Source organism: Micromonospora sp. NPDC048930, assembly GCF_043197935.1.
Classification (GTDB): domain Bacteria; phylum Actinomycetota; class Actinomycetes; order Mycobacteriales; family Micromonosporaceae; genus Micromonospora.
The window spans coordinates 1-18,163 of record NZ_JBICUB010000008.1 but is presented as its reverse complement, the minus strand read 5'-3'; the positions used below and the strand labels follow the sequence as shown (position 1 = coordinate 18,163).

Annotated in this window: 12 protein-coding genes; 10 read left to right on the top strand and 2 right to left on the bottom strand. The window is 72.4% G+C overall.

All coding sequences use genetic code 11. The annotated features are described in order from the left end of the window. Nucleotides 1–32: 32 nt before the first annotated feature. Nucleotides 33–1,052, bottom strand: coding sequence for a LacI family DNA-binding transcriptional regulator (locus ACGFI9_RS21430; protein WP_393180189.1), 1,020 nt, complete (start codon nucleotides 1,050–1,052; stop codon nucleotides 33–35). Nucleotides 1,053–1,436: 384 nt separating this feature from the next. Here ACGFI9_RS21430 and ACGFI9_RS21425 point away from each other — a divergent pair, with 384 nt between their 5' ends. From ACGFI9_RS21425 to ACGFI9_RS21400, 6 genes are all read left to right on the top strand, one after another. Further along, complete coding sequence (locus ACGFI9_RS21425; protein ID WP_393180188.1) at nucleotides 1,437–2,720, top strand: ABC transporter substrate-binding protein; 1,284 nt, start codon at nucleotides 1,437–1,439, stop codon at nucleotides 2,718–2,720. Nucleotides 2,721–2,800: 80 nt separating this feature from the next. Further along, nucleotides 2,801–3,811 carry a carbohydrate ABC transporter permease gene (locus ACGFI9_RS21420; protein WP_393180186.1) on the top strand — a complete coding sequence of 337 codons (1,011 nt, stop codon included), beginning with the start codon at nucleotides 2,801–2,803 and terminating at the stop codon, nucleotides 3,809–3,811. 35 nt (nucleotides 3,812–3,846) lie between these two features. Continuing rightward, a complete protein-coding gene (locus ACGFI9_RS21415; protein WP_393180762.1) occupies nucleotides 3,847–4,689 on the top strand; it encodes a carbohydrate ABC transporter permease in 843 nt (280 codons plus the stop codon). Continuing rightward, entirely contained in the window at nucleotides 4,686–7,145 is a 2,460-nt protein-coding gene (locus ACGFI9_RS21410; RefSeq protein ID WP_393180185.1) for a glycoside hydrolase family 2 protein, read from the top strand. The genes ACGFI9_RS21415 and ACGFI9_RS21410 overlap by 4 nt, the downstream gene beginning before the upstream one ends. Nucleotides 7,146–7,767: 622 nt before the next feature. Next, complete coding sequence (locus ACGFI9_RS21405; RefSeq protein WP_393180183.1) at nucleotides 7,768–8,106, top strand: ArsR/SmtB family transcription factor; 339 nt, start codon at nucleotides 7,768–7,770, stop codon at nucleotides 8,104–8,106. Nucleotides 8,107–8,150: 44 nt separating this feature from the next. Beyond that, entirely contained in the window at nucleotides 8,151–9,809 is a 1,659-nt protein-coding gene (locus ACGFI9_RS21400; RefSeq protein WP_393180760.1) for a SulP family inorganic anion transporter, read from the top strand. 120 nt (nucleotides 9,810–9,929) lie between these two features. Here ACGFI9_RS21400 and ilvD read toward each other — a convergent pair whose 3' ends face one another. Beyond that, nucleotides 9,930–11,777: a dihydroxy-acid dehydratase gene (gene ilvD, locus ACGFI9_RS21395; RefSeq protein WP_393180182.1), complete on the bottom strand. Its 1,848-nt coding sequence runs from the start codon at nucleotides 11,775–11,777 to the stop codon at nucleotides 9,930–9,932. A 111-nt stretch (nucleotides 11,778–11,888) separates the two neighbouring features. Here ilvD and ACGFI9_RS21390 point away from each other — a divergent pair, with 111 nt between their 5' ends. The 4 genes from ACGFI9_RS21390 (at nucleotide 11,889) to ilvC (ending at nucleotide 18,033) form a co-directional block, all read left to right on the top strand. Next, entirely contained in the window at nucleotides 11,889–14,342 is a 2,454-nt protein-coding gene (locus ACGFI9_RS21390; RefSeq protein ID WP_393180181.1) for a putative bifunctional diguanylate cyclase/phosphodiesterase, read from the top strand. A 181-nt stretch (nucleotides 14,343–14,523) separates the two neighbouring features. Further along, nucleotides 14,524–16,410, top strand: a complete 1,887-nt coding sequence (locus tag ACGFI9_RS21385; RefSeq protein ID WP_393180179.1) for an acetolactate synthase large subunit — start codon at nucleotides 14,524–14,526, stop codon at nucleotides 16,408–16,410. Next, nucleotides 16,410–16,925: an acetolactate synthase small subunit gene (ilvN, locus tag ACGFI9_RS21380; RefSeq protein WP_073832451.1), complete on the top strand. Its 516-nt coding sequence runs from the start codon at nucleotides 16,410–16,412 to the stop codon at nucleotides 16,923–16,925. The genes ACGFI9_RS21385 and ilvN overlap by 1 nt, the downstream gene beginning before the upstream one ends. Nucleotides 16,926–17,019: 94 nt before the next feature. Beyond that, nucleotides 17,020–18,033 (top strand): ketol-acid reductoisomerase, encoded by a 1,014-nt coding sequence (gene ilvC / locus ACGFI9_RS21375; RefSeq protein ID WP_393180178.1) that lies wholly within the window; start codon nucleotides 17,020–17,022, stop codon nucleotides 18,031–18,033. The last annotated feature ends 130 nt before the right edge of the window (nucleotides 18,034–18,163 follow it).

The window sequence follows — 18,163 nt, the reverse complement described above, 5'->3', positions numbered from 1 at the left end:
GCAGGCCGTTCAGGGACGATGGCTGAACCGGTTCACCGGGCCCGGGGCGGGGCGGTGCTGCCGCGCGGGGTGAGGTGCGCCGTCTCGTCCTGGAGGCCGGTCACCGGCTCGCCGGCGATGACCGCGAGCAGCTGGCGCGCGGCGTGCGCCCCGTACGCGGGGATGTCCCGGCCCAGCGCGGTCAGCGGCGGGTGCACCAGCTGGCAGAGCGGGGAGTCGTCCCAGGCCACGATGGACAGGTCACCAGGGACGGCGAGGCCCATCTCCTGGGCCACGGAGAGCCCGGCTATCGCCATCACGTCGTTGTCGTAGATGACCGCCGTGGGCCGGTTGGCGGAGCTGAGCAGCCGCCGGGTGGCCCGGGCCCCCTCCTCGCCGGTGTAGTCGGACCAGACCGTGGTCGCGTCGTCCAGCCCCAGCCGCTGGCACACCTCGGTGAACGCGTCGGTGCGGATCTCGGTGTGCAGCAGCGAGGGCAGGCCGCCGACCCGGGCGATCCGCCGGTGCCCGAGCGCGACCAGGTACTCCACGGTCTCCACCAGGGCCGCCGCGTCGTCGGACCAGACGCTGGCCAGGCTGCCGGTGTGCCCCGGTCCGCCGATCACCACGGCCGGCAGTTGCAGCTCCTCCAGCGCCGGCACCCGTCGGTCGTCGGTCCGCAGGTCGCAGACGAAGACCCCGTCCACGCGCCGTTCGGCCCACCACCGGCGGTAGACCGCGATCTCCGCGTCCTGGTCGGCCACCACCTGGAGGGTCAGCGCGTACGAGCGGGCCGACAGCTCGGCCTCGACGCCGCTGATCAGCTCCATGAAGAACGGCTCGATGCCGAGTATCCGGGCCGGTCGGCACAGCGCCAGGCCGACGGCCTTGGCGGTGGCGCCGGAGAGCGCGCGGGCGGCGCTGCTCGGGCTGAACCCGATCTCGGCGGCGATGGCCAGGATCCGCTGGCGGGTCGCCTCGGACACGCCGGGCTGTCCGTTCAGCGCGTACGACACCGCGCCCTTGGAGACCCCGGCCCGCCGGGCGACATCGGCGATGGTCGGCCGCTTCACCGGCGTGTTCCTCCACTCGTCCGGCCCCGGGGGGCAAGTCCTACCGCCGTCGGGGTGACCGGCGGCTGCCACGCTACTGCAAGGGGTCCGGCGGCCGACCGGCACGCAGGACCCGGGACTGAACGGGGCAGTCCGTGAACTTGCGCGGTTAAGCGTACGACGGCACCAGGTAGCCTCCGCCAGAACTTCGCTCACGAATTTGCGTAGGAGAGCGATTCACCACGCATGGTCGCGCTCCCAAGGCGTCGGAAGGATTACGGGAAAGGCCACCTGTTGACCTGCCGTTGACAGTGTCCTGGGTCACCCGTACGGTGTGCTCACTTATCCGGTTCAGTCAACGTCTCTCGATCTCGGGAGCGTTCCCATCTTGGCGCGGAGGATGACATGAAACGGTCCTGGACGCACTGGGCCCGGGCGGCCACCATCGGTGCCGTCAGCCTGGTCATGGTCGCGGCGTGCAGTGGCAGGAGCACCACCGGCGGCTCGGAGGCGGCCGACGGTCAGATCACCCTGAAGATCAATTTCTGGGGCGACTTCGGCCTGACCGACCTCAAGGCCAAATACGAGGCCGCGCACCCGAACGTCAAGATCCAGCTGAACTCGGGCGAGTACAACGCCCAGCACGAGGACCTGCAGAAGAAGCTCGTCGCGGGCAACGGCGCGCCGGACATCGCGGCGATCGACGAGGGCTTCATGGTCCAGTTCCGCAGCCAGTCGGACAAGTTCGTCAACCTGCTCGACAAGGGCGCCGGCTCGTACGAGAGCAAGTACCTGCCCTGGAAGTGGAAGCAGTCCCTGTCGGCCGACGGCAAGACCCAGATCGGCCTCGGCACCGACGTCGGTGGCCTGGCCATGTGCTACCGGACCGACCTGTTCAAGGCCGCCGGCCTGCCCACCGAGCGCGACCAGGTTTCCGCGCTCTGGCCCACCTGGGACAAGTTCATCGAGGTCGGCCAGCAGTACACCGCCAAGACCAGGAAGAAGTTCATCGACTCGGGCACCAACCTGTTCAACCCGATCCTCGGCCAGCAGCCGGTCGGCTTCTTCAACGAGCAGGAGCAGCTCCAGATGGACGGCGGCCCGAAGGTCGCCTTCGACTACACCGTCAAGGCCATCCAGGCCGGGCTCTCGGCCAACCTGGCCAGCTTCCAGGCCGACTGGGACAAGGGCTTCACCAGTGGCTCCTTCGCCGCGCTCGCCTGCCCGGCGTGGATGCTCGGCCACATCAAGGACACCGCGCCCGGCACCCAGGGCAAGTGGGACATCGCCGCGGTGCCCGGCGGCGGCGGCAACTGGGGCGGCTCGTTCCTGACCATCCCCAAGCAGGGCAAGCACGTCGATGAGGCGTACAAGCTGCTGGAGTGGCTGGTCCAGCCGGAGCAGCAGATCGAGATCTTCAAGAAGGTCGGCAACCTGCCCTCGCAGCCCGCGCTCTACGCCGACCCGGCGATCGCCGACTTCAAGAACCCGTTCTTCAACAACGCCCCGGTCGGGCAGATCTTCCCGAAGATGGCCCAGGGCCTCACCCCGCAGTACCTGGGCAAGAAGAACGGCCCCACCCGGGTCGCCGTCGAGAACGTCATCAACCGGGTGCAGAACAAGAGCCTGAAGCCGGACGCCGCCTGGGGCGAGGCGGTCAAGGAGGCCGAGAAGGTCGCCAACTCCTGATCAGAGGCCGGTGACGGAGCGGGTGCTGCCCGCTCCGTCACCGCCTGACCCGTCACCCACCTCGGCCCTGGAGTGATCCGATGTCCACCACCCGTGCCGCGCCCGCGCCGTCGAGCCGCCGAGCCGCGCCGGAGCGCGGCCGCTCCGGGGACGACCGGCGGCTGACCTGGCGCAACCGGCTGTACCGCTTCGACATGCGCTACCTGCCGTACCTGATGATCGCCCCGTTCTTCCTGCTCTTCCTCGTGTTCGGGCTCTTCCCGCTGCTCTTCAACGCCGTCGTCGCGCTGCGCAACTACCGGCTCGACGACCCGACGCTGCCGTACTGGGCCGGCTTCGAGAACTTCAGCAAGCTCGTCGGCGACGAGGACTTCTGGAACGCCCTCTACAACACCTTCGGCATCTTCCTGCTCTCCTCGGTGCCGCAACTGCTGCTCGCGCTCGTGGTCGCCTCGCTGCTCAACCGCAAGCTGCGGGCGCAGACCTGGTGGCGGGTGGGCATGCTGCTGCCGTACGTCACGCCGATCGTCGCCTCGACGATGGTGTTCAGCGTCTTCTTCTCCCGCGACTTCGGCATGGCCAACTGGGCGCTCGGCCTGTTCGGCCTCGGCGGGCCGGACGACCCGATCGACTGGCGGGCCGACAAGCTGCACGCCTGGATCGCCGTCGCCACGATGGTCAACTGGAAGTGGATCGGCTACAACGCCCTGCTGTACCTGGCCGCGATGCAGTCCATCCCGCGCGACGTCTACGAGGCGGCGGCGATCGACGGCGCCGGCCCGTGGAAGCAACTCTGGCGGATCACGGTGCCGATGATCCAGCCGGTGGTGCTGTTCACGGTGATCCTCTCCACCATCGGCGGGCTCCAGCTCTTCACCGAGCCGATGCTCTTCGATCCGAACGCGCAGGCCGCGACCGGTGGGCCGAATGGCGAGTGGCAGACCATCGCCCAGCTCATCTACAAGGTCGGCTGGAAGGACCTCAACCTCGGCTACGCCGCGGCGATGTCCTGGGCCCTCTTCCTGATCATCCTGATCGTCGCCGGCGTCAACTACCTGGTGACGAACCGACTGTCCGGAGGCCGGAAATGACCGCCGCCACCCCGGCGCGCCGCAGGCCGCGGCTGATGGCCCGGGCCCCGCAGGACACCCCGGCCGGGTTCTGGACCTACCTCTTCCTCGCGGTGACCCTGATGTTCGCCGCGTTCCCGCTCTACTGGATGTTCGTCATCGCGACCAGCAACGACGAGGCGCTCGCCAAGCTGCCGCCGGCGGTCGTCCCGGGCGACCGGTTCCTGACCAACGTCCGCGAGGTCTTCTCCCTCCAGGACGTCTACTTCGCCGCCTCGCTGGTCAACAGCGTCATCGTCTCGACCGTGGTGACCGCCTCGGTGCTCTTCTTCTGCTCGCTGGCCGGCTTCGCCTTCGCCAAGCTGCGCTTCGCGGGCAGCAACGCGCTGATGCTCTTCGTGGTGCTCACCCTGACCGTGCCCAACCAGCTCGGCATCGTGGCGCTCTACATCGTGATGGGCAAGCTCGGCTGGAACGGCACCCTGCTCGCGGTCATCGCCCCCGGCCTGGTCACCGCGTTCGGCGTGTTCTACATGCGGCAGTTCATCGTCAACACCGTCCCGGACGAGCTGATCGAGTCGGCCCGGGTGGACGGGGCCACCACCATGCGGGTGTACACCAGCATCGTGCTGCCGGCGATCCGGCCGGCCCTGGCGGTGCTCGGCCTGCTCACCTTCGTGGCCACCTGGAACGACTTCCAGTGGCCGTTGATCACGCTGAGCGGCACCGACTTCCCGACCTCGATGGTGGCGGTCTCCGACCTGGCCAGCGGAAACTACGTGATCTACCGGCGGGTGCTCGCGGGCGCGTTCATCGCCACCGTCCCCCTGCTGGTCATGCTGTTCATCGGTGGACGCCAGATCGTCCGCGGAATCATGGAAGGCGCGGTGAAGTCTTGAGCCGTCAAGCGCTGCACGAGGGTTGGGTGCTACGGGCCGTACCCGGTCCGCAGGTGCCGCCGGAGGTCGCCGACCAGGCAGTCCCGGCCACCGTGCCCGGCTGCGTGCACACCGACCTGCTGGCCGCCGGGCTCATCCCCGACCCGTACCTGGACGACAACGAGAACCGGCTCGGCTGGATCGCGCGGACCGACTGGGTCTACGAGACCACCTTCCCCTGGCAGCCGGGCGACGACGACCGGGTGGACCTGGTCTGCGCCGGTCTGGACACGGTCGCCACGGTGACCCTCAACGGCGTCGAGGTCGGCCGCACCGAGAACCAGCACCGCGGGTACCGGTTCGGCGTCGGGTCGCTGCTGCGGCGCGGCGCGAACACGCTCACCGTCCGCTTCGACTCGCCGTACCGCTACGCCGAGGCGCACCGGGACCGGCTCGGCGACCGGCCCAACGCGTACCCGGAGCCCTTCCACTTCATCCGCAAGACCGCCTGCAACTTCGGCTGGGACTGGGGCCCCACCCTGGTCACCGCCGGTATCTGGCAGGAGATCGGGCTGCACGCCTGGTCGACCGCCCGGCTGGCGACCGTCCGCCCGCTGGTCACCGTCGAGGGCGGCACCGGCCGGGTGGCGGTGCACGTCGAGGTGGAGCGGGTGGCCGAGGCGCCGCTCACCGTGCACGCCACGGTGGCCGGCGCGGCCGTCGAGGTCACCGTCCCGGCCGGGGAGCGCGGCGCCGCCGTCGCGGCGCTCACCGTCCGCGACCCCGAGCTGTGGTGGCCCGTCGGGCACGGCGACCAGCCCCGCTACGACCTCGAGGTGACCCTCCGCGCCGAGGACGGCCGGGCGCTGGACCGCTGGTCCCGCCGGATCGGCTTCCGCTCGGTACGCCTGGACACCGCCCCCGACGCGCACGGCTCCGCGTTCACCCTGCACGTCAACGACGTGCCGGTGTTCGTCAAGGGCGTCAACTGGATCCCCGACGACGCGTTCCCCAACCGGGTAACCCGGCCGCGGCTGGCCGAGCGGTTCGCCCAAGCGGTCGGTGCGAACGTCAACCTGCTCCGGGTCTGGGGCGGCGGCCGGTACGAGTCGGAGGATTTCTACGAGCTGGCCGACTCCCTCGGCCTGCTGGTGCAGCAGGACTTCCTCTTCGCCTGCGCCGCGTACCCGGAGGAGGAGCCGTTCCGCACCGAGGTCGAGGCGGAGGCGCGGGAGCAGGTCACCCGGCTGGCCGCCCACCCCTCGCTGGTGCTCTGGACCGGCAACAACGAGAACATCTGGGGCTGGCACGACTGGGACTGGCAGGCGCCGCTCGCCGGGCGCACCTGGGGGCGGGGCTACTACCTGGAGCTGCTGCCCGCGATCCTCGGGGAGCTGGACCCGACCCGGCCGTACTGGCCGGGCAGCCCCTGGTCGGGCAGCGAGGAGATCCACCCCAACGACCCGGCGCACGGCACCATGCACATCTGGGACGTCTGGAACACCGACGACTACCTGAAGTACCGGGAGTACGTGCCGCGCTTCGTCGCCGAGTTCGGCTACCAGGCGCCCCCGGCGTACGCGACCCTGCGCCGGGCCATCTCGGACGAGCCGCTCGCGCCCGACTCGCCGGGCATGGCCCACCACCAGAAGGCCGCCGACGGCGACCGGAAGCTCCGGCGCGGGCTGGACGCCCACCTGCCGGCGCCCGCCGACTTCGACGACTGGCACTACCTCACCCAGCTCAACCAGGCCCGGGCCATCCAGCTCGGTGTCGAGCACTTCCGCTCGCACCGGCCGGTCTGCACGGGCACCATCGTCTGGCAGCTCAACGACTGCTGGCCGGTCACCTCCTGGTCGGCGGTCGACGGCGACGGCCGCCGCAAGCCGCTCTGGTACGCGCTGCGCCGGGCGTACGCCGACCGGCTGCTCACCGTGCAGCCGCGGGACGGCGGGCTGGCGCTGGTGGCGGTCAACGAGACCGGCGAGGCGTGGCAGGCGGCGGCCACCGTCACCCGGCTCACCCTGGCCGGGGAGCCGAGGGCGAAGACCTCGGTCGACCTCGACGTCCCGGCGTACGCCTCGGTCGTGCTGGCGCTGCCCGCGGAGCCGGCGCGGCCGGACGAGGCCCGGCGGGAGCTGCTGGTCGCGGAGGCCGGCGACAGCGCGGAGCGGGCGCTGTGGTTCTTCGCCGAGGACCGGGAGATCGAGTGGCCGGCGGCGGAGTGGGATGCCACGGTCGAACCGGTCGACGGCGGCCAACTGGTCCGGGTGACCGCCCGGACGGTGCTGCGCGACCTGACGCTGTTCCCGGACCGGCTGCACCCGTCGGCGGAGGTGGACCAGGCGCTCGTCACCCTGCTGCCCGGGGAGTCGGCGACGTTCACCGTCCGCGCGGACGCCCCGCTCGACCCGGGCGCCCTCACCCGCCGCCCGGTGCTGCGCTGCGTCAACGACATCACCGCGTGCAGGGCGTGAGGCGGCGACCGGCCGGGGTGCTGCGGGCACTGGCCGGGCCGGGTCGGAACCCGAGCGCGGGCCTCGCTGAGTAGCGCCATTTGCGGATCTTGGACAATTGCTGTTCCTGGCCAACGGCAACTGTCCAAGATCCCGGTCCCGACGACCTGGGGCAAGCCCGACGAGCCGTTCCAGCCGCCGGTCGGGATGGCCGGCATGACGCTGGGGGGAGGGTGCCGTGAGCCTCGACGGCGCCTCGCCGTCCGACGAGAACCCGGCCGCCGACTCGGGCGGAGTGCCACGCGGCGACCAGTGATGCCGGGGCCCGCGTCCTCGGCGCCGGCGCCCCGCCGACATGGCCGCGATCCCGGGCACCCTCCTGAGAGCGATATGTCTCGGAGGCATATTTATGTCTCTGAGGCATATCGCTCTTCAGGCATGTGTGCCCCTGCCGGGAAGCGGCCCCCTCTTTCCCCGCCGCCGAAGCTGGCGCGGCCGAAGCCTGCGCCACCTGGGCCATGTCGTCCCGAGCCGCGGGTGCTGCGAACCCGCCGATCCGCTCTCCGGCCGTCCGACGCCGAGCGGCCGTGACTTGAAGGTTTTTGCAAGTGCTAAAGTCTTCAGCGGTTCGAGAGGGGTGTTCATGTCGGTGCCGCTGTACCAGGCGAAGGCGGAGCTGTTCCGCACGCTTGGCCATCCCGTCCGGATCCGGGTGCTCGAACTGCTTCGGGACGGACCGAAGCCGGTCCGCGATCTGCTGGCCGCCATCGACGTCGAGGCGTCCAACCTCTCGCAGCAGCTCGCCGTGCTGCGCCGTGCCGGCATGGTCACCTCCTACCGGGAGGGCCCGCTGGTCATGTACTCGCTGAGCACGCCCGACGTGGCCGACCTGCTCGCCGCGGGCCGGCGCATCCTCGGCGCGGTGCTCACCGACCGGGACGCCCTCCTCGACGAGCTGCGCGCCTCCGGGACCGACCGGTGAGCGCCGGGACGGCCGAGCGCGCGCCGCGGGCCGGGGGGACCGCGCTGGCCGCGGTCGGGGAGCGGATCCGCGGGCTGCTGCCCGGGCGGGCCGACTGGGCGGCGGTGCGCCGGTCACCCCGGCGCGACCTGCTCGCCGGCCTCACCGTCGCCGTGGTGGCGCTGCCCCTCGCGCTCGCGTTCGGCGTCACCTCCGGGCTCGGCGCCGAGGCCGGCCTGGTCACCGCAGTGGTCGCCGGGGCGGTCGCGGCGATCTTCGGGGGGTCCAACCTCCAGGTCTCCGGCCCGACCGGGGCGATGACCGTGGTGCTGGTGCCGGTGGTGCAGCGCTTCGGGGCCGGCGGCGTACTGATGGTCGGCGCGCTGGCCGGGCTGCTGCTGATCGCCCTCGCCCTGGCCCGCCTCGGCCGGTACGTCCGCTACCTGCCGACCCCGGTGATCGAGGGCTTCACCGCCGGCATCGCCGTGGTCATCGCCCTGCAACAGGTGCCGGCGGCGCTCGGCGTCACCGACGCCCGGGGCGAGAAGGTCTGGGCGGTGGCCGCCGACGCGGTCGCCCGGTTCGCCGTACACCCCCGGCCCGCCGCCGTCGCGGTGGCGCTCGGCGTGGCGGCCCTCATGCTGCTCGGCGCCCGGTGGCGACCCGGCGTGCCGTTCTCCCTGCTCGGGGTGGCCGCCGCCACCGTCCTCGCCGAGCTGGCCCCGGTCGACCTGGTCCGGATCGGCACCCTGCCGCAGGGGCTGCCCGCGCCCTCGCTGGCCTTCCTCGACCTCGGCGCGGTCGGGACGCTGCTGCCCAGCGCCGTTGCGGTCGCCGCGCTCGCCGCGCTGGAGAGCCTGCTCTCCGCCACCGTGGCGGACGGCATGACCGTCGGCCAGCGGCACGACCCGGACCAGGAACTCTTCGGCCAGGGCCTGGCCAACCTGGCCTCCCCGCTCTTCGGCGGCATCCCCGCCACCGCCGCCATCGCCCGTACCGCGGTGAACGTGCGCGCCGGGGCGTCCTCGAAGCTCGCCGCGCTCACCCACGCCGTCGCCCTCGCCGCGATCGTGCTCGCTGCCGCCCCGCTGGTCGGCCGCATCCCGCTCGCCGCCCTGGCCGGGGTGCTGCTCGCCACCACCGTCCGGATGGTGGAGGCCGGCTCGCTCCGGGCGCTGCTGCGGGCCACCCGGGCCGACGCGGTGGTGCTGGTGCTGACCTTCGCGGTCACGGTGATCTGGGATCTGGTCACCGCCGTGGCGGTCGGGCTCGCCGTGGCGGTCGTGCTCGCCCTGCGCGCGGTGGCCCGCAGCGCCCGGCTGGAGCAGGTGCCCCTCGACCAGGGCGAGCACAGCGCCGAGGAGCACGCCCTGCTCGCCGAGCACATCGTCGCGTACCGGCTGGACGGGCCGCTCTTCTTCGCCGCCGCGCACACCTTCCTGCTGGAACTGGCCGAGGTGGCCGACGTCCGGGTGGTGATCCTGCGGATGTCCCGGGTGTCCACCGTCGACGCCACCGGCGCCCAAGTGCTCGGCGACGCGATCGACCGGCTGCGCGGCCGGGGGATCACCGTGCTGCTCTCCGGCATCACCCCCGGCCACGATGAGGTGCTCAGCGCCCTCGGCGTCGCCGACGAGCTACGCCGCGAGGGCCTGGTCTTCCCGGACACGCCGGCCGCCATCCGGCACGCCCGGACCATCGCCCTCGCCGACGTTCCCGCCTAGCCCGGCAGGGCGCCCAGCCCGGCAGGAGGGCGAGGCAGGCGACGGCGAGTCGTCAGTGACATCAGCTCGAAAGCGTCATGACACCCGTGTCTCGCCGCCGCGCGTCACGGCCCCCTGGTCCTACTCCGGCACCCGCCGGTACGCGCCGTCGCTGGCCGAGGTGGCCATCGAGGCGTACGCCCGCAGCGCGGCGGAGACCGGCCGCTGCCGGTCGGCCGGGGTGTACGGGCGGTCCCGCTTCTCCTCCGCCACCCGGCGCGCCTGGAGCACGTCGTCCGGCACGTTCAGCTGGATCGACCGGGCCGGGATGTCGATGACGATCTCGTCGCCCTCCCGCACCAGCGCGATCAGGCCGCCCGAGGCCGCCTCGGGCGAGACGTGCCCGATGGACAGCCCGGAGGTGCCGCCGGAGAAGCGGCCGTCGGTGAGCAACGCGCAGGACCGGCCCAGCCCCCGGCCCTTCAGGAACGAGGTGGGGTAGAGCATCTCCTGCATGCCCGGGCCGCCCTTCGGCCCCTCGTACCGGATGACCACCACGTCCCCGGGGACGACCTGCTTGGCCAGGATCGCCGACACCGCGTCGTCCTGCGATTCGTAGACCTTGGCCGGCCCGCGGAAGGTCAGGCACTCCTCGGGCACCCCGGCCGTCTTCACCACGCAGCCGTCCGGCGCCAGGTTGCCGTGCAGGATGGCCAGTCCGCCGTCCGCGCTGTACGCGTGCTCCCGGTCCCGCACGCAGCCGCCGGCCGCGTCGGTGTCCAGCGACGACCAGCGGTTGGTGGTGGAGAACGGCTCGGTGGTGCGCACCCCGCCCGGGGCGGCGTGGAACAGCTCCACCGCCTCGGGGGTGGCCGAGCCGCCGCGCACGTCCCAGTCGGCCAGCCACTGCGTCAGGTCGGGCGAGTGCACCGCGTGCACGTCCCGGTTGAGCAGGCCGGCGCGGTCCAGCTCGCCGAGGATGGCCGGGATGCCGCCCGCCCGGTGCACGTCCTCCATGTGGTACTGCGGCGAGTTCGGCGCGACCTTGGCCAGGCAGGGCACCCGGCGGGAGATCGCGTCGATGTCCGCCACCCCGAAGTCCAGCTCCGCCTCGCGGGCGGCGGCGAGCAGGTGCAGCACGGTGTTGGTCGAGCCGCCCATCGCCACGTCCAGGGCGACGGCGTTCTCGAAGGCGGCCCGGTTGGCGATCGCGCGGGGCAGCACCGAGGCGTCGTCCTCGTCGTACCAGCGCTTGGCGATCTCGACGGCGGTGCGGCCGGCCTCGACGAAGAGCGAGCGGCGCGCGGCGTGGGTGGCCAGCGTCGACCCGTTGCCGGGCAGCGCCAGGCCGATCGCCTCGGTGAGGCAGTTCATCGAGTTGGCGGTGAACATGCCGGAGCAGGAGCCGCAGGTCGGGCAGGCGGAGCGCTCGATCTGGCCGAGCTGGTCCTCGGTGACCGACTCGTTCGACGCGGCAATCATGGCGTCGATCAGGTCGATCTTGGAGTGCACCACGCCCTCGATGGCCACCGTCTTGCCGGCCTCCATCGGCCCGCCGGAGACGAACACCGTCGGGATGTTGAGCCGCAGCGCGGCCAGCAGCATGCCCGGCGTGATCTTGTCGCAGTTGGAGATGCAGACCAGGGCGTCCGCGCAGTGCGCGTTGACCATGTACTCCACCGCGTCGGCGATCAGCTCCCGGCTGGGCAGCGAGTAGAGCATGCCGCCGTGGCCCATGGCGATGCCGTCGTCCACGGCGATGGTGTTGAACTCCCGGCCCACCCCGCCGGCCTCGGCCACCGCGTCGGCGACCAGGCCGCCGAGGTCCTTGAGGTGTACGTGACCGGGTACGAACTGGGTGAAACTGTTGGCGATGGCGACGATCGGCTTGCCGAAGTCGTCGTCGGTCATCCCGGTGGCCCGCCACAGGGCCCGGGCGCCGGCCATCGTCCGACCGTGGGTGGAGGTCCTCGACCGCAGCTCAGGCATGCACACCAGTCTGACACCGCCGGCGCGGGGACCCCGCGGCACGCGGACCGTGTCCCAACAGTTGCGCACCCGGTGCCCCACGCGGTGCGCGGATCCGGCACAGTTGGGGTCGTGCGCTTCCCTCCGGGCATGCTCGCCGTGGCGGTGCTGAGCGGGCTCGTCGCCGCCGGCGCCACCGCGCTGCTGGCCGCCTCGGCCCGCCGTCGGGGTGGGCCGCACCGGCGGGCGTACGCGCTGCTCGCCGCGGCCGGCGGTGGCGCGCTGCTCACCCTCCTGGCCGGGCTCACCGGCGCGCTCGCCGCCAGTGACCACTGGGCGCACCAGCAGGGGCAGCGCACCGGCTGGGCGACCCTGGTCTCGGTGGGCACCACGATCAGCGGGTCCGCGGTCGGCGTCGCCCTGCTCCGGCTGCTCGGCGCCACGGTCACCCGGTCCGCCACCGCCCGGCTGATGCTCGACGGCCTGATCATGGCGAGCGCGCTCTGGTTCGTCGGCTGGGTGGTCTTCACCGAGCCGACCCGGCTGCTCGGCGCGGTCACCCCGGTGGCCTGCGTACCGATCGTGCTGGCCACGGTGACCGCCGCGCTCGCCGGCGGGCTCACTCTGATCATGGTGCTCCGCGCCGTGCCGCCGCGCGGCCGGCTCGCCCTGCTCGGGGCCGGGGTGACCGGGGTGACCTGCGGCGGCCTGGGCCTGGCCGCCGGGCTCTGTCAGGCCGGCCCGGGCATGGCGGCCACCGGCGGGGCGCTGCTCGCCGCCGGGCTGCTCGCCGTCGCCCTGGCGGTGCACCGGGTCGACCTGCCCGGGCAGGTCGACGTCGACCTGATCCGCCGCGACGGCGAGTACGCCTTCGTGCCGATGTTCGCGATGGCCGCCTCGGCGATGTACCACCTCGTCCAGGGCGGCCGGTTCGACGTGTTCGGCATCGTGGCCGGCAGTGTCGAGGGCTTCGCCCTGGTGGCCCGGCAGTACCTGGCCCTCAACGACGTCCGCGGCTACGCCGGCCGGCTGGCCGAGCGGGAGGCGCACTTCCGTGAGCTGGCGCACACCGACCCGCTCACCGGGCTGGCCAACCGGCGTGGGCTGCTGCGGGCGCTGCACCGGTGCGCCGAGGCGGGCGTGCCCTGCGTGCTGCTCGGGATGGACCTGGACGGCTTCAAGAACGTCAACGACATGCGCGGCCACGACGTCGGCGACGCGGTGCTGGCCGAGGTGGGCCGGCGGCTGCGCGGCAACCTGCGCCCGGGGGACCTGGCCGCCCGGCTCGGCGGCGACGAGTTCGCGGTGCTGATGCACGGCGGGAGCGACCCCGGCCCGGTCGCCCAGCGGCTGCTCGGGGTGCTCGGCCGCCCGTACGAGGAGGCGGACGGGCCGGTCTTCCTCTCGGTCAGCATCGGGGTGGCCGCCAACGCCGAGGAGACCGATGTCGAGCTGCTGCTGCGCAACGCCGATCTGGCGCTGCGCTACGCCAAGCAGCGGGGCAAGAACCGGATCGAGCGCTACGACGCCGCGTACGACCAGTTGCTGCGCCGGCGGACCGTGCTGGAGCACGAGCTGCGCGGGGCGATCGAGCGGGACGAGCTGCGGCTGGCCTTCCAGCCGGTGGCCTCGCTGCCGTCGGTACGCCCGGTGGGCGCGGAGGCGCTGCTCCGCTGGCACCACCCGGAGCTGGGCAACGTCCGGCCGGACGAGTTCATCCCGCTCGCCGAGGAGTGCGGGATGATCTCGAAGCTGGGCGCCTGGGTGCTGCACCAGGCCTGCTACCAGCTCTCCCGCTGGCTGGCCGACGGGCACGACGTCTGGGTCTCGGTGAACGTCTCGCCGCGCGAGCTGCACGCCCCGGAGTACGTGGTCCAGGTCGCCGACGCGCTGCGCGCCCACCACGTCCCGCCCCAGCGGCTGGTGCTGGAGGTCACCGAGCAGGCGGTCGCCACCGACCTGGACGAGCTGATCCGCCGGCTCAGCGCGTTGCGCCTCACCGGGGTGCGGATCGCGCTGGACGACTTCGGCGCGGGCTACTCCTCGCTGGGGCAGCTGCGCCGGCTGCCGATCGACATTCTGAAGATCGACCACAGCCTGGTCGCCGAGCACGAGCCGGTCCGCCCGGTGGGCCGGGACGGCCCGGCCTTCGCCCCGATGGTGGACATCGTGATGCGCCTCGGGCACCACTTCGGCCTGGAGGTGATCGCCGAGGGGGTGACCAACCCGACCGAACTGGCTGCGGTGGTCGCCGCCGGCTGCCGGTTCGGGCAGGGCGCGCTCTTCGGCTGGGGGGTGCCCGCCGAGCACCTGGAGGCGATGCTGGAGGCGGCCAGCTCGCCCGGGGCGCGGCCGGCCACGCTGCCGCCGCCCCCGCCGGCCCCGCCGGTGCGTCCCGGCCCGTCGCCGCTGCTGCCCCGGCTGCGGTCGAATCCACCCCCGTCGGTGCCCGCCCCGCGTACCTCGAATGAGGGATCTTCGCAGGTGGCACCGGTCGCGGAGAGCGTGTCACGGCCCGACACGCCCACGTCCGTGAACCAGAATGTGGGATCAGTTGACTCATCGCGTGAGATGCGTCAGGCTTAGCCCCATGTCGTCGAACCGGTCGCTGCGAGTACTTACCTGAGCGCACTCTCCCTCCTCGAGAGTGCGCTGGCCCCGTGCATCTGCACGTGGGCTTTTTTGTTGCCGTCGGACCATCGCCGGGACGCCCGCCGTCCCATCCTGAGAAGCGCATCACCCACTCCAGCCGAAGGCTTGAACCGCCATGACGAGACCCACGCCAGAGACCCTCGCCCACTCCGCCCGGCGCGCCCGCGCGACCACCGAGCCGGCGGGTGACACCGACCACGCCCCCACCCCCCGCAACGGCTCCGTCCCGGCCGCGCCGGCCGTACGGCAGCCCGCCACGGCCCAGGTCTCCGGCGCCGGCTCGCTGGTGCGGTCGCTCGAGGCGCTCGGCGTCGACGTCGTCTTCGGCATCCCGGGCGGCGCGATCCTGCCGGCGTACGACCCGCTCTACGACTCCACCGTCCGGCACATCCTGGTCCGCCACGAGCAGGGCGCCGGGCACGCCGCCACCGGGTACGCGCAGGCCACCGGCAAGGTGGGTGTCTGCATGGCCACCTCCGGCCCGGGCGCGACCAACCTGGTCACCCCGATCGCCGACGCGTACATGGACTCGGTGCCGCTGGTGGCGATCACCGGCCAGGTCGCCCGCCCCTCGATCGGCACGGACGCCTTCCAGGAGGCGGACATCCAGGGCATCACCCTGCCGATCACCAAGCACAACTTCCTGGTGCAGACCGCCGACGAGATCCCGCAGGTCCTCGCGGAGGCGTTCCACCTGGCCTCGACCGGCCGGCCCGGTCCGGTCCTGGTGGACATCCCCAAGGACGTCCTCCAGGCGCAGACCACCTTCGCCTGGCCGCCCACCCTGGACCTGCCCGGCTACCGGCCGACCCTGCACCCGCACGGCAAGCAGATCCGCGAGGCGGCCCGGCTGATGACCACCGCCCGCCGCCCGGTGCTCTACGTCGGCGGCGGCGTGCTGAAGGCCGGCGCCACCGACGGGCTGCGCCGGCTGGCGGAGCTGACCGGCATCCCGGTGGTCACCACCCTGATGGCGCTCGGCGCGTTCCCCGACTCGCACCGGCAGCACCTGGGCATGCCCGGCATGCACGGCACCGTCGCCGCGGTCTACGGCCTGCAGAAGGCCGACCTGATCGTCGCGCTCGGGGCCCGCTTCGACGACCGGGTCACCGGCCGGCTGGACTCGTTCGCCCCGGACGCCACCGTGGTGCACGCCGACATCGACCCCGCCGAGATCGGCAAGAACCGGCACGCGGACGTGCCGATCGTCGGCGACGCGCGGCACGTGATCGACGAACTGATCGCCGCGGTCACCACCGAGCGGGCGGCCCGGCCGGTCGTCGACCTCGGCGACTGGTGGACCCAGCTCGACGACCTGCGCAAGCGCTACCCGCTGGGGTACGAGGAGCCGGCCGACGGCACGCTCTCGCCGCAGTACGTGATCAAGCGGCTGGGCGAGATCGCCGGCCCGGACACCATCTACGTGGCGGGCGTCGGCCAGCACCAGATGTGGGCCAGCCAGTTCATCTCGTACGAGAAGCCGTACACCTGGTTGAACTCCGGCGGCCTCGGCACCATGGGGTACGCCGTCCCGGCGGCGATGGGCGCCAAGGTCGGCAAGCCGGACACCACGGTCTGGGCGGTGGACGGCGACGGCTGCTTCCAGATGACCAACCAGGAGCTGGCCACCTGCGCCCTGGAGGGCATCCCGATCAAGGTCGCCGTGATCAACAACGGCAACCTGGGCATGGTCCGGCAGTGGCAGACCCTCTTCTACGGGGAGCGCTACTCCAACACCGAGCTGGGCACCCACAAGCACCGCATCCCGGACTTCGTCAAGCTCGCCGAGGCGCTCGGCTGCGTCGGCCTGCGGTGTGAGAACGCCGCCGACGTGGACAAGACCATCGCCGCCGCCATGGAGATCAACGACGCGCCCGTGGTCATCGACTTCGTGGTCGGCAAGGACGCCATGGTCTGGCCGATGGTGGCCGCCGGCACCAGCAACGACGAGATCATGTTCGCCCGGGGTGTCCGCCCCGACTTCGACGAGGACGAGCTGTAATGACGATGCACACTTTGTCCGTGCTTGTCGAGAACAAGCCCGGTGTCCTGGCGCGGGTGTCCGGGCTGTTCTCCCGGCGCGGCTTCAACATCGACAGCCTCGCCGTCGGGGAGACCGAGAACCCGGACGTCTCCCGGATCACCATTGTGGTGAACGCCGAGTCGTCTCCGCTGGAGCAGGTCACCAAGCAGCTCAACAAGCTGGTCAACGTACTGAAGATCGTGGAGCTGGACCCGCAGGTCTCGGTGGCCCGGGAGCTGCTGCTGGTCAAGGTCCGGGCGGACCGCAACGCCCGCGGGCAGGTGCTGGAGACGGTGAACCTGTTCCGCGCCCGGGTGGTCGACGTCGCCCCGGACACGCTGACCATCGAGGCCACCGGCACCCCCGACAAGCTCGACGCGCTGCTGCGGGACCTGGAGCCCTTCGGCATCAAGGAGATGGTCCAGTCCGGCACGGTGGCGATCGGGCGCGGCTCGCGCTCCATCACCGCCGGCCCGGCACTGCGCGCCGCCTGAGCACGACCCGATCGGCGCGCCGCCGCGCCGACCGGACCCGCACCGCACAGATTCACGACGGGCCGAAGCGGACCGCCGTAGGAAAGGGAAGTCAATGAGCGTTGAGGTGTACTACGACGACGACGCCGACCTGGGTGTGATCCAGGGCCGCAAGGTCGCGGTGATCGGGTACGGCAGCCAGGGCCACGCCCACGCCCTGTCGCTGCGCGACTCCGGCGTCGACGTGGTGATCGGCCTGCCCGCCGGCTCGAAGAGCCGGCCGAAGGCCGAGGAGCAGGGCCTGCGGGTGCTCACCCCGGCCGAGGCGGCGGCCGAGGCCGACGTGATCATGATCCTGGCGCCGGACACCGCGCAGCGGGCCCTGTACGCCGACGCGATCGCCCCCAACCTGGCCCCCGGCAAGGCGCTCTTCTTCGGGCACGGCTTCAACATCCGGTACGGCCTGATCAAGCCCCCGGCCGACGTGGACGTGGCGATGGTCGCCCCGAAGGGCCCGGGTCACCTGGTGCGCCGCCAGTACGTCGACGGCAAGGGCGTGCCCTGCCTGGTCGCCGTCGAGCAGGACGCCAGCGGCAACGCCTTCGGCCTGGCCCTGGCGTACGCGAAGGCGATCGGCGGCACCCGGGCCGGCGCGATCAAGACCACCTTCACCGAGGAGACCGAGACCGACCTCTTCGGCGAGCAGGCGGTGCTCTGCGGCGGCGCGGCGGCGCTGGTGCAGACCGGCTTCGAGGTGCTCACCGAGGCCGGCTACGCCCCCGAGGTGGCCTACTTCGAGTGCCTGCACGAGCTGAAGCTGATCGTCGACCTGATGTACGAGGGCGGCATCGCCCGGATGCGCTACAGCATCTCGGACACCGCCGAGTACGGCGACCTGTCCCGCGGCCCCCGGATCATCGACTCCCGGGTCAAGGAGGAGATGCGCAAGATCCTCGGTGAGATCCAGTCCGGCGAGTTCGCCCGCGAGTGGGTCGCCGAGGACGAGGCCGGCCGGCCGAACTTCGCCAAGTGGCGGGCGGAGGGCGCGGCGCACCCGATCGAGGAGACCGGGCAGAAGCTGCGGGCGATGATGAGCTGGGTCGACCGGCCCATCACCGAGACCGCCTGACCAGCCTTCCCGCACGGGGCCCGGCGGGGGGGGGGGGGCGGGCGCCCGGGGGCGCGGGGGGCGGGGGGCGGGCCGCGCCCCCGCCCCCGCGGGGGGGGTAGGGGAGCCGGGGGGGGGGGAGGCGGGGCGC

What these genes read in the sequence shown, in the direction of transcription:
- ACGFI9_RS21385 (WP_393180179.1), top strand. Translation starts at nt 14,524, where the DNA reads ATGACGAGACCCACGCCAGAGACCCTCGCCCACTCCGCCCGGCGCGCC.
- ilvC (WP_393180178.1), top strand. Translation starts at nt 17,020, where the DNA reads ATGAGCGTTGAGGTGTACTACGACGACGACGCCGACCTGGGTGTGATC.
- ACGFI9_RS21420 (WP_393180186.1), top strand. Translation starts at nt 2,801, where the DNA reads ATGTCCACCACCCGTGCCGCGCCCGCGCCGTCGAGCCGCCGAGCCGCG.
- ilvN (WP_073832451.1), top strand. Translation starts at nt 16,410, where the DNA reads ATGACGATGCACACTTTGTCCGTGCTTGTCGAGAACAAGCCCGGTGTC.
- ACGFI9_RS21415 (WP_393180762.1), top strand. Translation starts at nt 3,847, where the DNA reads ATGGCCCGGGCCCCGCAGGACACCCCGGCCGGGTTCTGGACCTACCTC.
- ilvD (WP_393180182.1), bottom strand. Translation starts at nt 11,777, where the DNA reads ATGCCTGAGCTGCGGTCGAGGACCTCCACCCACGGTCGGACGATGGCC.
- ACGFI9_RS21425 (WP_393180188.1), top strand. Translation starts at nt 1,437, where the DNA reads ATGAAACGGTCCTGGACGCACTGGGCCCGGGCGGCCACCATCGGTGCC.
- ACGFI9_RS21405 (WP_393180183.1), top strand. Translation starts at nt 7,768, where the DNA reads ATGTCGGTGCCGCTGTACCAGGCGAAGGCGGAGCTGTTCCGCACGCTT.